The organism is Zoogloea sp. (assembly GCF_028693495.1).
Lineage (GTDB): Bacteria > Pseudomonadota > Gammaproteobacteria > Burkholderiales > Rhodocyclaceae > Zoogloea.
Map to the genome: position 1 here is coordinate 1 of NZ_JAQUVG010000030.1, position 17,009 is coordinate 17,009.

The 17,009-nt window shown below is 63.1% G+C and carries 19 protein-coding genes and 1 pseudogene; 7 read left to right on the plus strand and 13 right to left on the minus strand.

Translation table 11 applies throughout. The features are described from left to right. The 3 genes and pseudogenes from PHD22_RS06940 to PHD22_RS06950 form a co-directional block, all read right to left on the minus strand. Window positions 1–315, minus strand: a pseudogene (locus PHD22_RS06940) (nitronate monooxygenase); the annotation flags it as partial. An 82-nt stretch (window positions 316–397) separates the two neighbouring features. Next, complete coding sequence (locus PHD22_RS06945; RefSeq protein WP_299864204.1) at window positions 398–2,626, minus strand: AsmA family protein; 2,229 nt, start codon at window positions 2,624–2,626, stop codon at window positions 398–400. 57 nt (window positions 2,627–2,683) lie between these two features. Continuing rightward, on the minus strand, window positions 2,684–4,321 hold the full coding sequence (locus PHD22_RS06950; protein ID WP_299864206.1) for a PAS domain-containing sensor histidine kinase: 1,638 nt from the start codon (window positions 4,319–4,321) through the stop codon (window positions 2,684–2,686). A 255-nt stretch (window positions 4,322–4,576) separates the two neighbouring features. Between PHD22_RS06950 and mscL the strand changes: the two genes are divergently transcribed. Further along, window positions 4,577–4,993 carry a large conductance mechanosensitive channel protein MscL gene (gene mscL / locus PHD22_RS06955; RefSeq protein WP_299864209.1) on the plus strand — a complete coding sequence of 139 codons (417 nt, stop codon included), beginning with the start codon at window positions 4,577–4,579 and terminating at the stop codon, window positions 4,991–4,993. Window positions 4,994–5,031: 38 nt separating this feature from the next. On the opposite strand, the gene PHD22_RS06960 is transcribed toward mscL, so the two are convergent. The 4 genes from PHD22_RS06960 to pyrE are packed head-to-tail and all read right to left on the minus strand — an operon-like array spanning window position 5,032 to window position 7,741. Beyond that, window positions 5,032–5,748 carry a response regulator transcription factor gene (locus tag PHD22_RS06960; RefSeq protein WP_299864212.1) on the minus strand — a complete coding sequence of 239 codons (717 nt, stop codon included), beginning with the start codon at window positions 5,746–5,748 and terminating at the stop codon, window positions 5,032–5,034. 58 nt (window positions 5,749–5,806) lie between these two features. After that, window positions 5,807–6,448, minus strand: coding sequence for an MBL fold metallo-hydrolase (locus PHD22_RS06965; RefSeq protein WP_299864214.1), 642 nt, complete (start codon window positions 6,446–6,448; stop codon window positions 5,807–5,809). A gap of 23 nt (window positions 6,449–6,471) precedes the next feature. Next, on the minus strand, window positions 6,472–7,089 hold the full coding sequence (locus PHD22_RS06970) for a hypothetical protein (RefSeq protein WP_299864216.1): 618 nt from the start codon (window positions 7,087–7,089) through the stop codon (window positions 6,472–6,474). Between the two features lie 4 nt (window positions 7,090–7,093). Then, window positions 7,094–7,741, minus strand: coding sequence for an orotate phosphoribosyltransferase (gene pyrE, locus PHD22_RS06975; protein WP_299864219.1), 648 nt, complete (start codon window positions 7,739–7,741; stop codon window positions 7,094–7,096). Between the two features lie 35 nt (window positions 7,742–7,776). Between pyrE and PHD22_RS06980 the strand changes: the two genes are divergently transcribed. Then, window positions 7,777–8,559 (plus strand): exodeoxyribonuclease III, encoded by a 783-nt coding sequence (locus tag PHD22_RS06980; RefSeq protein ID WP_299864222.1) that lies wholly within the window; start codon window positions 7,777–7,779, stop codon window positions 8,557–8,559. Between the two features lie 13 nt (window positions 8,560–8,572). Here PHD22_RS06980 and PHD22_RS06985 read toward each other — a convergent pair whose 3' ends face one another. From PHD22_RS06985 to PHD22_RS07005, 5 genes are read right to left on the minus strand one after another with little or no spacing between them, the layout of a single operon-like run. Continuing rightward, window positions 8,573–9,514 (minus strand): CysB family HTH-type transcriptional regulator, encoded by a 942-nt coding sequence (locus PHD22_RS06985; RefSeq protein ID WP_299864225.1) that lies wholly within the window; start codon window positions 9,512–9,514, stop codon window positions 8,573–8,575. Then, window positions 9,511–10,590: a sulfate ABC transporter ATP-binding protein gene (locus PHD22_RS06990; protein ID WP_299864228.1), complete on the minus strand. Its 1,080-nt coding sequence runs from the start codon at window positions 10,588–10,590 to the stop codon at window positions 9,511–9,513. The genes PHD22_RS06985 and PHD22_RS06990 overlap by 4 nt, the downstream gene beginning before the upstream one ends. After that, the gene (gene cysW, locus PHD22_RS06995; RefSeq protein ID WP_299864231.1) at window positions 10,587–11,492 is read right to left on the minus strand and encodes a sulfate ABC transporter permease subunit CysW; all 906 of its coding nucleotides are present in this window, start codon (window positions 11,490–11,492) and stop codon (window positions 10,587–10,589) included. The genes PHD22_RS06990 and cysW overlap by 4 nt, the downstream gene beginning before the upstream one ends. Next, window positions 11,492–12,325, minus strand: a complete 834-nt coding sequence (cysT, locus tag PHD22_RS07000) for a sulfate ABC transporter permease subunit CysT (RefSeq protein ID WP_299864234.1) — start codon at window positions 12,323–12,325, stop codon at window positions 11,492–11,494. Before cysT ends, cysW begins: the two co-directional genes overlap by 1 nt. After that, window positions 12,322–13,332, minus strand: coding sequence for a sulfate ABC transporter substrate-binding protein (locus tag PHD22_RS07005; protein WP_299864237.1), 1,011 nt, complete (start codon window positions 13,330–13,332; stop codon window positions 12,322–12,324). The genes cysT and PHD22_RS07005 overlap by 4 nt, the downstream gene beginning before the upstream one ends. A gap of 399 nt (window positions 13,333–13,731) precedes the next feature. Here PHD22_RS07005 and PHD22_RS07010 point away from each other — a divergent pair, with 399 nt between their 5' ends. Genes PHD22_RS07010 through PHD22_RS07025 form a run of 4 tightly spaced genes read left to right on the plus strand, consistent with a single transcriptional unit; the run spans window position 13,732 to window position 15,293 of the window. Then, window positions 13,732–14,040, plus strand: a complete 309-nt coding sequence (locus PHD22_RS07010; RefSeq protein WP_299864240.1) for a DUF883 family protein — start codon at window positions 13,732–13,734, stop codon at window positions 14,038–14,040. 14 nt (window positions 14,041–14,054) lie between these two features. After that, a complete protein-coding gene (locus PHD22_RS07015) occupies window positions 14,055–14,438 on the plus strand; it encodes a phage holin family protein (protein WP_299864242.1) in 384 nt (127 codons plus the stop codon). After that, complete coding sequence (locus PHD22_RS07020) at window positions 14,435–14,719, plus strand: YqjK-like family protein (RefSeq protein WP_299864245.1); 285 nt, start codon at window positions 14,435–14,437, stop codon at window positions 14,717–14,719. The genes PHD22_RS07015 and PHD22_RS07020 overlap by 4 nt, the downstream gene beginning before the upstream one ends. A 16-nt stretch (window positions 14,720–14,735) precedes the next feature. Beyond that, window positions 14,736–15,293, plus strand: coding sequence for a hypoxanthine-guanine phosphoribosyltransferase (locus PHD22_RS07025; protein WP_299864248.1), 558 nt, complete (start codon window positions 14,736–14,738; stop codon window positions 15,291–15,293). Window positions 15,294–15,305: 12 nt separating this feature from the next. Here the strand turns inward: PHD22_RS07025 and PHD22_RS07030 are convergent, their stop codons facing one another. After that, complete coding sequence (locus tag PHD22_RS07030; RefSeq protein WP_299864250.1) at window positions 15,306–15,764, minus strand: MarR family transcriptional regulator; 459 nt, start codon at window positions 15,762–15,764, stop codon at window positions 15,306–15,308. A gap of 87 nt (window positions 15,765–15,851) precedes the next feature. Here PHD22_RS07030 and PHD22_RS07035 point away from each other — a divergent pair, with 87 nt between their 5' ends. Further along, window positions 15,852–17,006 (plus strand): PLP-dependent aminotransferase family protein, encoded by a 1,155-nt coding sequence (locus tag PHD22_RS07035; protein ID WP_299864253.1) that lies wholly within the window; start codon window positions 15,852–15,854, stop codon window positions 17,004–17,006. Window positions 17,007–17,009: the final 3 nt, after the last annotated feature.

The following is a 17,009-nucleotide window of genomic DNA, read 5'->3' on the forward strand; positions in this document are numbered from 1 at the left end:
AAAAGGCACTTGATGCCGGCAGAGGAGGTCGAGATCATCTGCCCGCCGGGCATTGGATGGGTGCAGGATCAGATTCACCCCATAAGGTGCGATGGCCGCGGAAGGGTCTGCACTCCTGGCACAGGCAAGGACCCCGTTGATTTCCACCAGCCACTCCTCCAGCTGCTCCGGACTACGGGCATTGAGGGCGGGAAAGGTGCCGGCAACGCCCGCCTTGCAGGTTTCAGTCACCAGCTCGGGGCCAGACACGAGGAACATTGGGGCGGCGATCGCCGGCAGGCGCATCGTGCCGCGAAAGGCAGAAGCCAGGGGCATGCTGTGGTCTCCAGAAATGCTGTTGGTTTTGGATGTGGCAACAGGCAATCTAGCATGACGCGGCACACGACTGCAGCCGGGTTTATTCGTGGCGTTCGACGGACGTAACGGAAGGCTGCACCAGGCGTGGCAGGTTCTTCCTGATGGCTCCGGGCAAGGCACCAACGGCCCTGCGCCCCCCCTTCCTACCTCCACCAACGGCCGCAGGCAGGATCGCCGCCGGCTCCAGGTGCCACTCCAGCGCACCTGGCGACGCTTTCACCCGGACGGGCACGCTCATGCCCTTCAAGCCCACCAAAAGTGCAGACTCTGGACCCACAGGAAAGCCCAGGGGCGTCGCCTTCAACTGGAGATCCAACCGGCGCTCCGGCAAAAATACCCCTCCCCCACCCTGGAGACGAAGCAGCCTGCTGACCGCCTGGATGTCCTGGCTCCGTGCGACACCCCGGGCAATCTGGAAACTGGCTGTCGCCTCCCCTACGAAGGTGCTCTCATCTTCCTTATCGGCCCGCCTGGACGGCCTGCGCTGCATCAGGCTGTCCCGCCACTCCCGCAGGGCGGCCAGGACATTGATGCCTCCCACCGTGCCATTGCGAAGCCGCAGGCGGGCGACCCCCTGGAGATTGCCCAACCAGTCTTCCGGGAGCTCACCCGAGGTTTCCAGCTCGGCAAAAATATTGGTGGTACCTCCGAAACGTTGTCCCAACTCAAGATCCGCCAGTATTTCCCGGGCAGTCACATTCTGGAGATACCCTCGATAGGCCATCTTTCGCCCTTCCGCCTGAAAGCTCAGACTCCCATCGTAACGCCCACCGTAGAGTTCCGCCGAATGGGCCGGGAACGCCAGTGTGCCTCCCTCGCGACGGATCGGCAGGTGAACTTTATGCGCTCGGATCTTGCCCACGGTCAGCCGTCCCACACGGAGCACCCCGTCCAGATCGACGCCTCCGGCCAGGGATCCGTCCATGAGCCAGGGCCTGGACTTGTCCCGGACCGGAATTGCCTCGCCGACACCAGGCAGGGTCAGGCGGTCAAGCGCAAGATCGAAGCCCAGGGCCAGAGGCACAAAACGGGAAATACGCCAGCGCCCCTCCAGCGTACTTGCATTGACCGTGCCAGCCAGGCGCCCTTCCGCCCTGCCCCGCCGGCCATCGACATGCGCATCCCCACTCAAGCGAAACGCCACGGGTGGGCCACTTTCCGACACCAGCCTCAATACCCCGTGCCAGCCGGACAGTTCAGCCACCCGGGATGCATATTGCATATCCGCGGCTCCACCAAGGGTTCCCATCAGCCGGCCGCGGGCCCCTTTCCAGTCCACCTCGCCATCGATCCGCTCGACCCGAATTCCATCCCAGGCAGCCTTCAAACCGCCGCCCTGCAAGCGCAGGCTGCCCTCCTCACCCGGCCCCTCCAGGCGCAGAAACAAGTCCAGGGCATCAACTGCTGCGCCTTCCGCTCCGAACTGCAGCTCCGGAAAGATCGTCTTCAGCACGAAGCTCTCCCGGTCACGCCGCCCCTTCAACAGGAAACTGCCTCCACGAATCTGCAAATACTCCCCGGCAGACAGGGCGAGCTCCCCCATGCGTATTTCAAGATCCATCCCCGAACGACCCGCCAGGGCACCCTTCAAGCCCACATCCACCTTACGCAGCAGACGACGCGGCCCCTCCAGCAGATAATCACTGCGCAGGACGATGCGGGCATCGCTGGCAGGTTCATCCCGGGTCACCCGGGCACTCAAACGCAGACGCCCCTGCGCCTGGCGAGCCAGAGACCCGGTGTCTACCTCCAGATCGGTGAGCATCAGGTACTGCCCACCTTGCCCGTCACGCCAGTCGAGGCGACCCCCTAGTATCTGCAACCAGTCCAGCTCCAGTTCGAAGGGTGACGCCCCTTCTGGCACCTCGGTCTCCAGCAGATCCACCATATTCAATCGGCCGTCCTTGGCATGACGCAGGTTCAGGCGCAACCCCTCCACCACCAGCCCCTCGACAGCCAGCCGGCGGGTCAGCAGAGGCCATAGCCGGACGCAGATCCGGGCGCCGTCGATGCCTGCAAACTCTTCGGAACCATCTGGAATGGAGAGACTCGCCTCCGGAAGGCGGATCTCGAGACGGGGAAACAGGCTCAGTTCAGCCGCCCCCTCGATGCGCAAGGTACGCTGGTAATGTTGTCTGACAAACTGGCTCAGCTCCGCGGCCAGCCTGACACCGTCAAAGGTGGCGTGGAGGTAAAGCGCGCCCGCCACGGAGACCGTGCTGATCCCCCCCAGAAGAAAAGCCAGATAGCGAAAAAAAAAGGAATCCATCCCAGACAGGGCTCTGCAAGGCCGAGCCTGGATCTTACCCCAGGCCTCCCCCGTCCTTCACAGGGTTGCCTGCTGTCCGGCGGAAAGACTCCGCAAGGGCAGACGCAACGTGAAAGTACTGCCCTCGCCCTGCGTACTGTCCACCGCCACACTGCCTCCATGACGCTCTGCCACCGTCTTGACGATGACCAAACCGAGGCCAACCCCCGCCGGATGATCCGGCCCCTCCCCCGCCACACGACTGAAACGCTGGAACAACCGCGGCAAGGCCTCCGGTGGAATACCCTCTCCCTGGTCCCTGACCCGGATCACCCAGTCAGGCCCCTCCGCATTCAGGATCAGGGTAAGCGCTGTACCCGCCTTGCCGTACTTGATGCCATTGGTCAGCAGGTTGATCACCGCCCGCCTCAACAAGGAGAAATCGCCCCGCACGATCGATTCCTCCCGCTCCGCATCCCGGGTATCCACCAGCAGCCGGATCGATCTGGCATTGGCCTGAGGCCAAACTTCGTCAGCCGCCGAATCCACCAGACCAGCCAGGTCAAGCTCCACAAAGTCCTTCGGATCAACCCCTTCGGCCCGCACCAGCCGGAACAGGCCATCGGCCAGATCCAGTGCCGAGCGGGCATAACGGGAAATCCGGGGAATCTGTGCCGACTGCCGGGCCGGATCGTCCTGGTAGGCATCAATCAAGGTCAGGATGGAGGCCAGCGGCGCCCGCAGGTCGTGGGACAGGAAATGCATCGTGTCTTCCCGGCCGCGCTGGGCCTCATGCATCCCCGTCACATCAGCCAGGCCAATCACCCAACCTGAGCGGCAGTGTGGTTCCGGCGACAGGCTGGCCACCGAAACCAGGAGGTGGCTGGGGCCATCCGGAGTCAGTTTCAACTGGCTGACAGCGGCCTCACCACTACTGTCCGGCAGACCATCCCGCAGAGGCAGATGGGCAGGCCAGGGCAGATTGCGCAATGCCGCCAGCAGATCCTGCCCTTCGCTGGCCTGCAACAGGCGGCGCGACTGAGCATTGTGGAGAACGATCCGGTCCGAGGGATCGATCACCAGCACCCCGATCGGCAGGTGTTCCAGCGTGTCGGCGATAAAACGACGCATGTCTCGCTGGCGCTGGGCACCCCGCCGTACAAGGTGGATCCTCTGTGCGTAGGCATCGACCAGTATCGGGCACCTGCCATGGAAAGGCAGGCCCAACGCAGCAGCATCCTGCTCGAGCGCCCGGCACTCTGCATCCAGATAGCACTGGACAGCCTCCAGACGCCGCCAGCTCCACAACGGATAAGCCAGTACAGAGGCCATCAGGGCCGGCGCTGGGCCAAACCACCACCCGCCCGCGTGGAGGCCCACCACAGCCACGAGTACAACCCCTGCCCCCAGCCCCAAGGATGCCACCAGACCGGCACGGGCCGACAGGTGAACCAGGGCAAGCATCAACCCTGCCACCAGGAATGCAGCAATGCCTGCACCCACCCAGGACGGAAGGAAGATCACCACGCTCCCTGGGCGAGCCCCTTCGATGGACAGGATGGCCGACTCATGCCTGGCCATCAGCGCCGCATCGTAAAGCAGCTGATCCATCCACCACAGCCAGCCATCAGCAGCAGCCAGGGCCGCCAGCAGCATGCCCGCACCTGTCATCAGCAGCCACTCGGCCGCGGACGGGCCAAAACGGGCGGTTTTCACGAGTCCAGCCCTTCACCACCCCCCGGTACAAGGGAACGCAACCCGTCAAAGCTGATGCAAGGACCCCCCACGAATACATCCCCGGATGAAAAAAGAATTCCGCACGACTATAGGCGCATTCAATATCCGTCTTGGTGCATTACTGCGCAAACTTGGACAGCACAGGGGCGAATAGCGTTAAATAGGGCATGAGTCCCCATTAACATTCCCTCAGGCCACCCTACCCTCACCCCCCAGCAAGAAAGGAATCGCACCATGAGCTTCATTCAGGAATTCAAGGAATTTGCCATGAAAGGCAATGTCGTCGACCTGGCCGTCGGCGTCATCATTGGCGGGGCCTTCGGCAAGATCGTCGACTCCCTGGTCAAGGACATGTTGATGCCCGTCCTTGGCAAGCTGCTCGGCGGGGTAGACTTCAAGCACCTGCACATCAACCTGGGGGACAAGACCTTCGAAACCCTGGAAGCTGCGGAGAAGGCCGGAGCGCCGTTGCTGAAATATGGCGTCTTCATCAATTCGGTGATCGACTTCACGATCATTGCCCTTGCAATCTTTGTCGCGGTCAAGGCCATGAACAAGCTCAAGCGCAATGAGGAACCCGCCCCGGAAGCTCCGGTGGAGCCGGAAGAGGTCAAGCTGCTGAGGGAAATCCGGGACGCCCTGAAAAAATAAGCAGCGCCAGGGCAACCCGGGCTCAAGCCACTGCAGGACTACATGGAGTGGCTGGCGACAGCAGGGGCAGAAGGATCGATCCGCTCGAGACGGTAGCCGAAATTGTAAGTAGGCATCAGACGGAAACCGTTCTCGGGCCGGAGCTTGAGCTTGCTGCGGATCCGGCTGATGTGGGTGTCCACAGTCCGGGTGGCCAGGTCGGGATTGCGTCCCCAGACGGCCTCAAGCAGGTGCCCCCGGGACAGCAGGCGTCCCAGGTTGCGAAACAGGAAGGCCGCCAGCTCGAACTCCTTGTCGGTCATATCCACTGGCGTGCCATGGATCGTCAGCACCTTCCGGAGCAGATCGAAATGGTAGGGCTCCACCCGCAGGCCCTGCTCTCCCTGACGGGGCTGGCAACGCCGCAGCACGGCCTCGATGCGGGACACGAGTTCAATCCGGCGCGGGGGCTTGACCAGATAGTCATCCGCACCGGCACTCAGTGCCGTCGCCAGGTCCTCTTCCGAGTGCCGGGAGGTGATGAAGATAACCGGCGTGTCGTTGCTCCGCTCCACCCTCAACCAGTGCAGCACCTGCTCACCGGTCAAATCCGGCAGCATCCAGTCCACCAGAAAAAGATCAAAGCTCTCCCGGCTGGCGACCCGCATCAACTCCCGGGCCAGCGCAAAACCATGCACGTCGTGCCCGGCCTCCCGCAGCCAGCCGGTCAGCACCTCCATCTGGGCGGAATCGTCCTCAAGAATCGCGAATCGCACGCCGACCTACCCCTGTTCAAATAGTGACGAGTTGCACAGTAGCCCGGCCAGAGGCTGTTCAGGCGTGGTCCCCCACATAGGGGTTACCTTCCCGCTCATCACCGAAGGTCGACATAGGACCATGGCCGGGAATGAAGGCCACATCCCTGCCCAGAGGCCAGAGTTTCTGACGGATCGACTGAATCAAGGCCTTGTGGTCTCCCCGGGGGAAATCGGTCCTGCCGATGGAGCCGGCAAAGAGCACATCCCCCACGGCCGCCAGACGGGCGGCAGGACTGAAGAAAACCACATGGCCCGGCGTGTGGCCAGGACAATGAATCACGTCCAGGGACTCCTCCCCGATGCGGACCTGATCGCCCTCCACCAGCCAGCGATCCGGCGTGAAGGCCTCGACCTGGGGAAAACCAAACATCTTGCTTTGCTGGGGCAGGCCATCGATCCAGAAGGCATCCCCCTTCTCGGGTCCTTCCACCGGTACCTGCAGCTGATGGGCCAGCACTGCTGTCGCACCTGCATGGTCTATGTGCCCATGGGTGATCAGGATGCGCTCGACGGTCACGCCCAACTCGGCCACCGCCGCGACGATCCGCTCCACGTCGCCACCCGGGTCCACCACGGCGGCCTTGCGGGTAGTGTCACACCAAAGGATCGAGCAGTTCTGCTCGAAAGGAGTCACTGGAACAATCTTGTATCTAAGCATGGATCAGGTGGGCCTTCAGGCCATCAACGAAGACGAGTCTGGGTCAGTTCAATGTAACGGCTGCGGTCTTGGGCATAGCGGGCCCGGATGGACTCAATATCCTTCCGCTTGGCTTCGATCACCAGATCCTGGGCAGCGAGGGCACTATCGGATTCTCGAATGGCCGAAGCCAGGGCGGCAGGCAGGACACGCTTTTGATAGAACTCGGCCTCCCGGACCAGCGCGCCGCGTTTCTTCATCAACTCCGCCTTGGCCGTCTCGGCCTGCTTCACCTCGGATTGCACGCTCTCGATGGCCCTGTCCCTGCGGGCGTCAATATCCGCCACGCTGGAATACGTCGCGAGCAGTGACTGGTTGCGTCTCTGCTCAGCCTTCTGACGCGCCAGCTCCGCCCGGCGAAGCTGCTCCTCCTCCTCCCGCCGGGCCAGTTGCTCCGGGGTCAGGGGGGCCTCAACGATCCTCCGGAGGGTACCCTGGGGGCTCATCTCCCGGTAAGCCTTGCCAAAGCACTGGGCTGGCAGGACGTCTCCGCAGACTTGGCGGCCGTTGTCTGAACAGCAGAACACCGAACCACCGGGCGATGAGTGGGCACCAGCAGGCAGGACCACCAGCGCGAGCGCAAACAGAGCCAGATGAGGCATGGAATCAGGCGTCCCGGCTCACGCCATAGGTATCACGGTAACGCTGGACAGACTCCAGATTAGCCTGGAGAGCCGGACTATCGGCCAGATAGGCAATCAGGTCGGTCAGACTGGCCACGGCCAGCACGGGAATCCCGTAGTTTTCCTGCACCTCCTGCACTGCCGACAGGGCCCCTGTACCCCGCTCCATGCGGTCAAGGGCAATCACCACCGCCGACGGGGTGGCGCCATGAGCACGAATGATTTCGACAGACTCGCGCACGGAAGTGCCCGCAGAGATCACATCGTCCAGGATGGCCACCCGGCCCGCCAGGGGCGCACCGACCAGAGTCCCACCCTCGCCATGGTCCTTGGCTTCCTTGCGGTTGAAACAGAAAGGAAGGCTGTGGCCATGCTCGGCCAGACGCATGGCCGTACCAGCCACCAGGGGAATACCCTTGTAGGCCGGACCAAACAGCATGTCACAGGGCAGGCTGGCGGCCAGCAGGGTACGGGCATAGAACCCGCACAACTTGCCGAAGGAAGCACCGTCGTTGAAGAGCCCCGCATTGAAGAAATAAGGAGACAGGCGTCCGGCCTTGGTCACGAACTCTCCAAACCTCAACACGCCCTTGTCGCAGGAGAGGGCGATGAAATCACGGCTAAAATCCACGGCATTTCCCGTCAAATTCGTTAAGACTATTAAAAATGTTACGCGTCGTCACTGCCAATCTCAATGGCATCCGTTCCGCCACCGTGAAGGGCTTCCTCAGCTGGCTGCACAAACAGGATGCCGATGTCGTTTGCGTCCAGGAGCTCAAGGCCCAGATTCCCGATCTGACCGAGGAAATGATCACTCCCCGGCTTTTTCGTGGGCATTTTCACTGTGCCGAGAAAAAGGGCTACAGCGGAGTGGGCATCTATACGCGCAAGACCCCGGACCGAATCATAGTGGGAATTGGTGACAAGGAGTTCGATGCCGAAGGCCGATGCCTGCAGATGGATTTCGGTCTCCTGTCGATCATTTCCCTTTACCTGCCCTCCGGCTCCAGTTCCGAAGAGCGCCAGGCGGCCAAATTCCGCTTCATGGATCTCTTCCTCCCCCATATGGAGCGGCTGCGCCAAAGCGGTCGGGAAGTGATCATCTGCGGAGACTGGAACATCGCCCACCAGGCCATCGACCTGAAGAACTGGAAATCAAACCAGAAGAACTCCGGCTTCCTGCCCGAGGAGCGGGCGTGGATGACGCGCCTGTTCAATGAACAGGGCTGGGTGGACACCTACCGCCGCCTCCACCCGGATGCGACGGACGCCTGCTACACCTGGTGGTCGAACCGGGGCCAGGCCTGGGCAAAGAACGTGGGCTGGCGCCTGGACTACCAGATCGCCACGCCGGGGATCGGCGCCCTCGCCCGCCGGACGGCCGTGTACAAGGACGAGCGCTTCAGCGATCACGCGCCATTGACGGTGGATTACGAGCACCCTTTCTGAGGGCACCCGAACGCTACAGCTCCTCTCCCTCCCGGGCCGGATCGCTCGCCCGGCGCACAGCCGCCTCGTCGAGGCCCGGCGAACACAACTCGATGAAACGGTAGGCGTAACCGCGCAGGTAATGTCCCCGGCGCACGCCGATGTGGCTGACGTTCTCCGGGAAAAGATGTCCGGACTCGATCAGGCACAGGTGACCGTCCCGCTCCGGGTTGAAGGCCACCGAGGCCATGATCCCGACGCCCAGCCCCAACTCCACGTAGGTCTTGATCACGTCCGCATCCATCGCCGACATCACCACGTCTGGCACCACACCTGCCTCGGCAAAGGCTTTATCGATCCGCGCACGACCAGTGAAGCCTTCGTGATAGGTAATCACCGGATGTTCGGCCACCGCCTCCAGAGTCAGTGGCTGGCTGGCCAGCAGCGGGTGCCCGGCCGGAACCACCACTGCATGGTGCCAGCTGTAGAAAGGGAAGGAGGCCAGCTCCGGGGTATCGGCCACCGCCTCGGTGGCGATGCCGATGTCAGCCGTACCTTCCAGCAGCAACTGGACGATCTCCTGGGGACTACCCTGGTGTAACTTGAGATGCACCTTGGGAAAAGCCCGCTTGAACTCCGCGATGACCCGGGGCAGCGCGTAACGGGCCTGGGTGTGGGTGGTGGCCACGGTGAGCTGGCCTTCGTCGCGCAAGCTGTACTGCTCGGCCAGGGTCTTGATGTTGCGGGCATCGGCCAGCATCCGCTCCACCAGGACCAGCAGGTCCTTGCCCGGCTCGGTGAGGCCAAGCAGGCGCTTGCCCTTACGGATGAACAATTCGATGCCCAGCTCATCCTCCAGGTCCTTGATGTGCTTGGACACGCCGGACTGGGAGGTGAACAGGGCGGCACCCACCTCCGTCAGATTGAAATTGTGGCGCACCGTCTCGCGGATGATGCGTAATTGCTGGAAGTTCATGCCGCCGTGCCTTTCTTGTCGAAGACCCGCAGACGCGACGGCACCAGGCGCACCAACTGGCCCTCGCTCAGTTGCAGCGTCTCGGCCCGCTCACGGGTCAGCTCCACTTCGAAATGGCGGCCGGTGGACCCATTCACCCCATCGAGCTCGACCCGCGCAGTTACCCCGAAGGACAGCACACGACTGATCTTCGCCGCCAATCCTTCAGTCGCCGCCGGATCGGTGACGATCTCCAGCTCATGGGGACGGGCAAAGGCCACCACCTCGGCACCATGATCCAGATCATGGGGTTCATGGGGCAGCACGTCCTCACCCACCCTGACGGTTTCTCCTTCCACCCGACCATGAAAGAAATTCACCGATCCCAGGAAGCCATACACGAAAGGCGTGGCGGGATGGCGATAGACCTCCTCCGGGGTGCCGATCTGCTCCACATGGCCATGGTCCATCAGCACCACCCGGTCGGCCACTTCCAGAGCCTCTTCCTGGTCATGGGTGACGAAGATGGAGGTGATATGCAGCTCGTCATGGAGCTTGCGCAGCCAGCGGCGCAGTTCCTTGCGGACCTTGGCATCCAGGGCGCCGAAGGGCTCATCCAGCAGCAATACCCGGGGCTCGACGGCGAGGGCCCGGGCCAGCGCGATGCGCTGGCGCTGGCCACCCGAAAGCTGGGACGGAAACCGGTCCGCCAGCCAGTCGAGCTGCACCAGGTTCAGGAGCTCGTGCACCTTGTCGCGGATCTGCTTCTCCGACGGGCGCTGGCTGCGGGGCTTCATGCGCATCCCGAAGGCCACGTTGTCGAAGACAGTCATGTGGCGGAACAGGGCATAGTGCTGGAACACGAAGCCGACCTGGCGCTCCCGGACGTGGGTGCCGGAGGCATCTTCCCCCTCCAGCAGGACCTGGCCGGAGTCAGCCTGCTCCAGGCCGGCGATGATGCGCAGGAGGGTCGTCTTCCCGCAGCCGGAAGGACCCAGCAGGGCCACCAGCTCACCCGTGGGAAAGTCCAGCGAAATGTCGTCCAGCGCGGTGAAGCTGCCGAACTGCTTGTGAATGTTGCGGACCTGAATGCTCATGACGCGTCTTCCGTAACTTTGTAGGCCTGGGCAGCACGATGCTCTACCCAGCTCTTGATGACCAGCGTGACCAGTGCCAGCAAGGCCAGCAACGAAGCCACCGCAAAGGCGGCCGCAAACTGGTACTCGTTGTAGAGGATCTCCACATGCAGCGGCAGGGTGTTGGTATGACCGCGGATGTGGCCGGACACCACACTGACCGCGCCAAACTCACCCATTGCCCGGGCATTGGTGAGGATCACCCCGTACAGCAGGCCCCACTTGATGTTCGGCAGGGTCACGTGCCAGAACACCTGGAACCCGTGGGCCCCCAGGACCACCGCAGCCTCCTCCTCTTCTCGCCCCTGGGCCTCCATCAACGGGATCAGTTCCCGGGCGACGAAGGGAAAGGTCACGAACACCGTCGCCAGCACGATGCCCGGCACCGCAAAAATCACCTTCAGATCATGCTCCGCCAGCCACGGTCCGAGCCAGCCCTGGGCACCGAACACCAGCACGTAGATCAGGCCGGCGATCACCGGTGACACCGAGAAGGGCAGGTCGATCAGGGTGATCAGGAAATGCTTGCCACGGAACTCGAACTTGGCGATGGCCCAGGCCGCCGACACCCCGAACACCAGGTTGAGGGGCACTGCAATGACCGCTGCCAGCAGGGTCAGCTTGACCGCAGACAGGGCATCCGGATCGGTCAACGCGGTCAGGTAAGTCTCCCAACCCTTGCGCAGGGCCTCCACGAACACTGCGATCAGCGGCATCAGCAGGAAGATCGCGAAGAAACTCAGGGAAACCCCGAGGATCGTCCACTTCACCAGGGGCGACTCGCGGGTCGCTGCCTTGGCCTCGAAGCGGGTCAGGCCACGGCTGCCAGCACTGCCCGGGTTCATTGTCGTCGCGCCGGCCATCAGCGATCCCTCCCGGTACGTTTGGCGGTCCACGCCTGCAGGCCATTGATGATCAGCAGCAGGATGAAGGAAAAGACCAGCATCACGGTGGCAATCGCCGTGGCACCGGCGTAGTCATATTGTTCAAGCTTGGTGATGATCATCAGCGGGGTGATCTCCGAGACCATCGGCAAATTACCGGCAATGAAAATCACCGAACCGTACTCCCCGACGGCCCGGGCAAAGGCCAGCGCAAAGCCGGTCAGCAGGGCCGGGAACAGGATCGGCAGCACCACGTGGCGGAAAGTCTGCCAGCGATGGGCGCCCAGACTGGCTGCAGCCTCCTCCAGTTCAGTGTCCAGATCCTCAAGGATGGGCTGCACCGTGCGCACCACGAAGGGCAGGCCGATGAAGACCAGGGCCACCAGCACCCCAAGGGGTTTGAAGGCCACCTGGATGCCCAGCGGGTCCAGATACTGGCCCAGCCAGCCATTCTTGGCATAGAGAGCCGTCAGGGCAATGCCGGCCACTGCGGTGGGCAAGGCAAAGGGCAGGTCCACAAGGGCGTCGATCAGCTTCTTGCCGGGGAAGGAATAACGCACCAGCGCCCAGGCCAGCATCAGGCCAAACACTGCATTGATCGATGCCGCCAACAGGGAGGCACCGAAGGACAGCTTGTAGGAGGCCACCACCCGCGGAGAAGTGACCACGCTCCAGAACTGCTCGAAGCCCAGGGTCGTGGTCTTCAGGAACACCGCCGCAAGCGGAATCAGGACGAGTAGGGACAGGTAGGCCAGGGTATAGCCCAGGGTCAGCCGGAACCCCGGCAGGACACGGAAGGTGGTCGTGCTCATCGCTTGCCCAGGACGATCTGGTCATAGATGGCCCCGTCCGCGAAATGGTGCTTCTGGACCGCGTCCCAGCCGCCCAGCTTCTGCTCGACGGTGAAGGTGCGGATGGCTGGGAAGCGAGTCACGTGCTTCTTCAGGACCGCCGGATCCCGGGGCCGGAAATAGTGATTGGCGATGATTTCCTGGCCTTCCGGCGAGAACAGGAAGTTCAGGTAGGCCTCGGCCACCTGGGTGGTCTTGCGCTTGTCGGCCACCTTCTTCACCACTGCCACCGGTGCGGAAGCATCGATGGACACCGACGGATAGACGATATCGAACTTGTTACCACCCAGTTCCCTGGCGATCAGGATGGCCTCGTTCTCGAAGGTCACCAGCACGTCCCCCATATCCCGCTGGGTAAAGGTGGTGGTGGCACCGCGTCCGCCCCCGTCCAGCACCGGCACGTTGGCGAACAGGCGTTGGGCAAAGTCCCGCGCACCCGCCTCCGAACCGGTCTTCTCCAGGGCATAGCCCCAGGCCGCCAGGTAGGTGTAACGGCCGTTGCCCGAGGTCTTGGGGTTGGGCACAATCACCCCGATCCCCGGCTTCGCCAGATCGTCCCAGTCCTTGATCTTCTTGGGATTGCCCTTGCGCACGAGGAACACCGAGGTGGTGGTGTAAGGCGTCGCGTTGTGAGGGAATTTCTTGCGCCAGTCAGCGGCCACCAGGCCGCCCCGCTCCACCAGGATGTCAATGTCCGGGGCCTGATTCATGGTGATCACATCCGCCTCCAGCCCGGCAGCCACTGACAGGGCCTGCTTCGACGAGCCGCCGTGAGACTGGTTGACACTCAGTTCCTGGCCGGTCCTGGCCTTCCACTGGCTGGCAAAGACCGGGTTCAGATCCTTGTAGAGCTCCCGGGACACGTCATAGGAGACATTCAGGATGGACGTCTGGGCCAGGGCAGCACCGGCACTCAGGAACAACACCGTGGCCAGACCACGGACCAACTTGGAAACGGGCGTCTTCATTGCAGCGCTCTCCGGCAATCAGGGAATGATGCGAGTGTAGAGAGGGGGACTTAGCAGCCAAACAAATAAAAATCGATTTCTTTATGCAATTTCCTGCTAACAAATCCAATTCCATCGGAATACTGGAGGCACAACGCACGGCTTGAACAAAGATTTTCGCCTGAAACGATCACCACCCCTGCTGGGCTCACAGCCCGTCTGCTGCCCCGATCCCCATCCTGACCTCTTTGACCTTCCACCCCCTGCCCCAGATCAAACCAGACGGCCTTCGGACGCCTCCGGTGTTGCCAGCGGGAACAATCGGGTTTAGCCTAGGTCTGGAATTAATAAGGAATACGGGAGATCATTCGTCATCCCGCCATTCACCCTTCCTAGAGATCGCCAATTCCGGAGGCCGCCATGAGCGACGTACAAGCAAGCAAGGACAAACTCGTTTCCGATTTCAAGGCTGTCGTGGCCGACACCGAAGAGCTGCTCAAACTGACAGCAGGCCAGGCAGGAGACAAGGTCGCCGACGTGCGCGGCCGCCTCAGCGAGAAGCTCGCCAACGCAAAATACAAGATGCAGGATCTGGAAGCTGCCGTGGTCCAGAAGACCAAGGCCGCCGCCCGGGCGACTGACGACTACGTCCATGACAACCCGTGGAAGTCTGTCGGTATCGCAGCCGGGGTAGGCTTCCTGCTCGGTCTTCTGGTCAACCGCCGCTAAGCGCTGGTCATCCAATGAGCGAACCCGCGCCCTCGCGCCTCGGCGAATCCCTCAAGGGACTCGCCGATTCCGGGCTGGCCACGATCCAGACCCGGATTGAGCTTTTTGCCGTCGAGCTCAAGGAAGAGAAGCTGCGGGCCAGCAGTTTCCTGTTCAACACCGTCCTGGCAGCCCTCTTCATCGGTTTCGGCCTGGTCTTCCTGCTGGCCTTCATCACCGTGCTGCTGTGGGACAGCCAGCGCCTGCTGGCCCTGGGGATCGCCACCGGAGTGCTGCTGGGGGCCGGCGTCTGGGCAGCCACCCGCGCCGCCGCCACGATGCGGGCCGGCTCCCACCTGTTCTCCGCCAGCCTGGCGGAGATCGCCCGGGACCGGGACACCCTGCGCCCCCGGGAATGAACCCCGAACTCATCGAACTCGCCCTGCGCAAACAGCGCCTGCAGGCCCGCTGCACCGAGCAGCGGGCAGCGCTGACCCGCCACGCCAGTACCTTCACCCCTCTCCTGAACGGCGTGGACCGCATCGCCGATGGCGTGCGGTGGGCACGCGACCATGCCCCCATCGTCACGGGCGTGGGCATTTTTCTGGTAGTCACCCGCCCCCGTGCCAGCCTGCGCTGGGCGCGCCGGGCCTGGTTCGGCTGGAAGATGGTGCAACGGGCACGGGCACTGATTCCCTGACGTCCCCACGACCGCCATGAACATCGACCTGGAAGAAATTCGCCGCGCCCGCGAGGAAGCGGACTGCCTGTGCACCCCCACCGATGTGGACGCCGCCCTCGAGCGGCTGGCCTCCGACATCACCGCCCGGCTCCACGACCGAAACCCGCTGGTCTATACCGTCATGAACGGGGGACTGATCCTCGCGGGGCGCCTGTTGCCGAGACTGCCCTTTCCCCTGGAACTGGCCTACCTCCACGCCACCCGCTACGGCCACGCACTGCAGGGCACCCTGCTGGACTGGCGGGTGCGTCCGGCTCAAGACCTGCGTGGCCGCACCGTGCTGGTCCTCGACGACATCCTCGACGAGGGACACACCCTCGCGGCGATCATCGATCATCTGAAGCAGGAAGGCGCCTCCGAGGTGCTCTCTGCCGTCCTGGTTCACAAGGTCCATGACCGCAAGGCCTACCCGGGAATGCGCGCCGACTTCACGGGCCTCGACGTGGCCGACCGTTTCCTGTTCGGAGGCGGCATGGACTACAAGGGCTACTGGCGCAACGCCCCAGGCATCTACGCCCTCAAGGGACACTAGGCTCCTCCAGGCTCAGAGCTGATCAACGGCCTGCCCGGGACCAGCCCCCCGGGCCAGGGTCTCCATCACCTGACGCCATCCCGCTTCCGCTTCCTGCCGGCCTGCAAACACCTCCTCCAGCATCGCCAGCTGGGTGCCGGTCAGTTCCGCTTCGAGGAGAGCCCCCGCCGGACTGAGCGCAAGCCGCCGGATGCGGCGATCCCTTTCGTCCGGCACCGCGTCCACCAGACCAGCCTCCTGCAACTGACGGAGCGGGGCGTTGAGGGCCTGCTTGCTCACGCCCAGAACGGACAGCAACTCCGTCACCGTCGTCCCAGGCTGACGGGCCACGAAATACAACACCCGGTGATGCACCCGCCCCAGCCCCCGCTCGGCCAGGATCCGGTCTGGCGGCGTCGTAAAAGCACGATAGGCAAAAAAGAACTGTTCTACGGCCTGCCGCAGCAGGGCCTGACGATTTACGTCAACCATATTGACTTTAATAAGGGACTGAATCAGGATAGGTAGGTCAAAAATATTGACCTATTTAACGCCTCTACACTTTATCAGGAGATTCCCATGTCCGGCAGCACGACTCCGTCGCCCCTCTCCCTTTCCGCCCGGGTGCACAACCTGCACCCCTCGCCGATCCGGGAGATCCTGGCGGTAGCGGGTCGCCCGGGAATGATCTCCTTCGCTGGCGGACTCCCCGCGCCCGACACGTTTCCCCGCATGAGCCCAAGCGTCGCTCCGGAGACCCTTCAGTATGGACCCACAGAGGGAGATCCCGGCCTGCGCGCACGAATCGCCGGCGAACTGCAGGAACTCGGACTGGATGCACCCACAGAACGCATCCTGATCCTGTCCGGGTCCCAGCAGGGTATCGATCTGGTGGGCAAGCTCTTCGTCGATCCCGGTACCACCGTGGCCGTGGAAACCCCCACGTATCTGGCAGCACTGCAGGTCTTCCGGTTCTTCGGCGCACGTTTTGCCGCCTTCTCCCCCAACCAGGTGAGCGGGGACAGCCTTCGGGCGAGCGGCGCTGCCTTCGCCTATGCGATTCCCACCTTCCAGAATCCCACAGGGCATTGCTACACCCGCACCGAACGCCAGCGGCTCGCGGATGCCTGCCGTGAATCCGGTCTGCCCCTGTTCGAGGACGACCCCTACCGGGACCTGGCCTATGACGCCTGCGAACGCCGGCCGGTATGTACCCACCTTCAGGACGGCCCGTGGATCTACCAGGGCTCCTTCTCCAAGAATCTCGCTCCGGGACTGCGACTGGGTTTCCTGAGCGCATCGGAGCACCTCTTCACTCACCTGGTGCGCCTTAAACAGGCCGCTGACCTGCACAGCAACCGGCTCAGCCAATGGCTGGTCCAACAGCAGCTGGAATCCCCCACCCGGGCAGAGCGGATGGCCGGGCTGGTCGCCCACTACCGCCGGAAACGGGATCTGTTCGCGACAGCGCTGGAGCGACACTTTGGCGCCCTGGCCCGATGGTCATCTCCCCAGGGCGGGCTCTTCTTCTGGCTTCAGCTGCACCGTCCGCTAGACACGCGTCGGCTCCTGCCCGAAGCCCTCGCCCGCAGCGTGGCCTTCATGCCGGGAGAGCCCTTCTACCCGGATGAAACCGGGCCCACCGGCACGATGCGTCTCAACTTCAGCCATGCGGCCGATGATGAGATCGACCAGGGTCTGGCGGTGCTCGCCGGGCTGGTCCGGGATGCCTGAAGG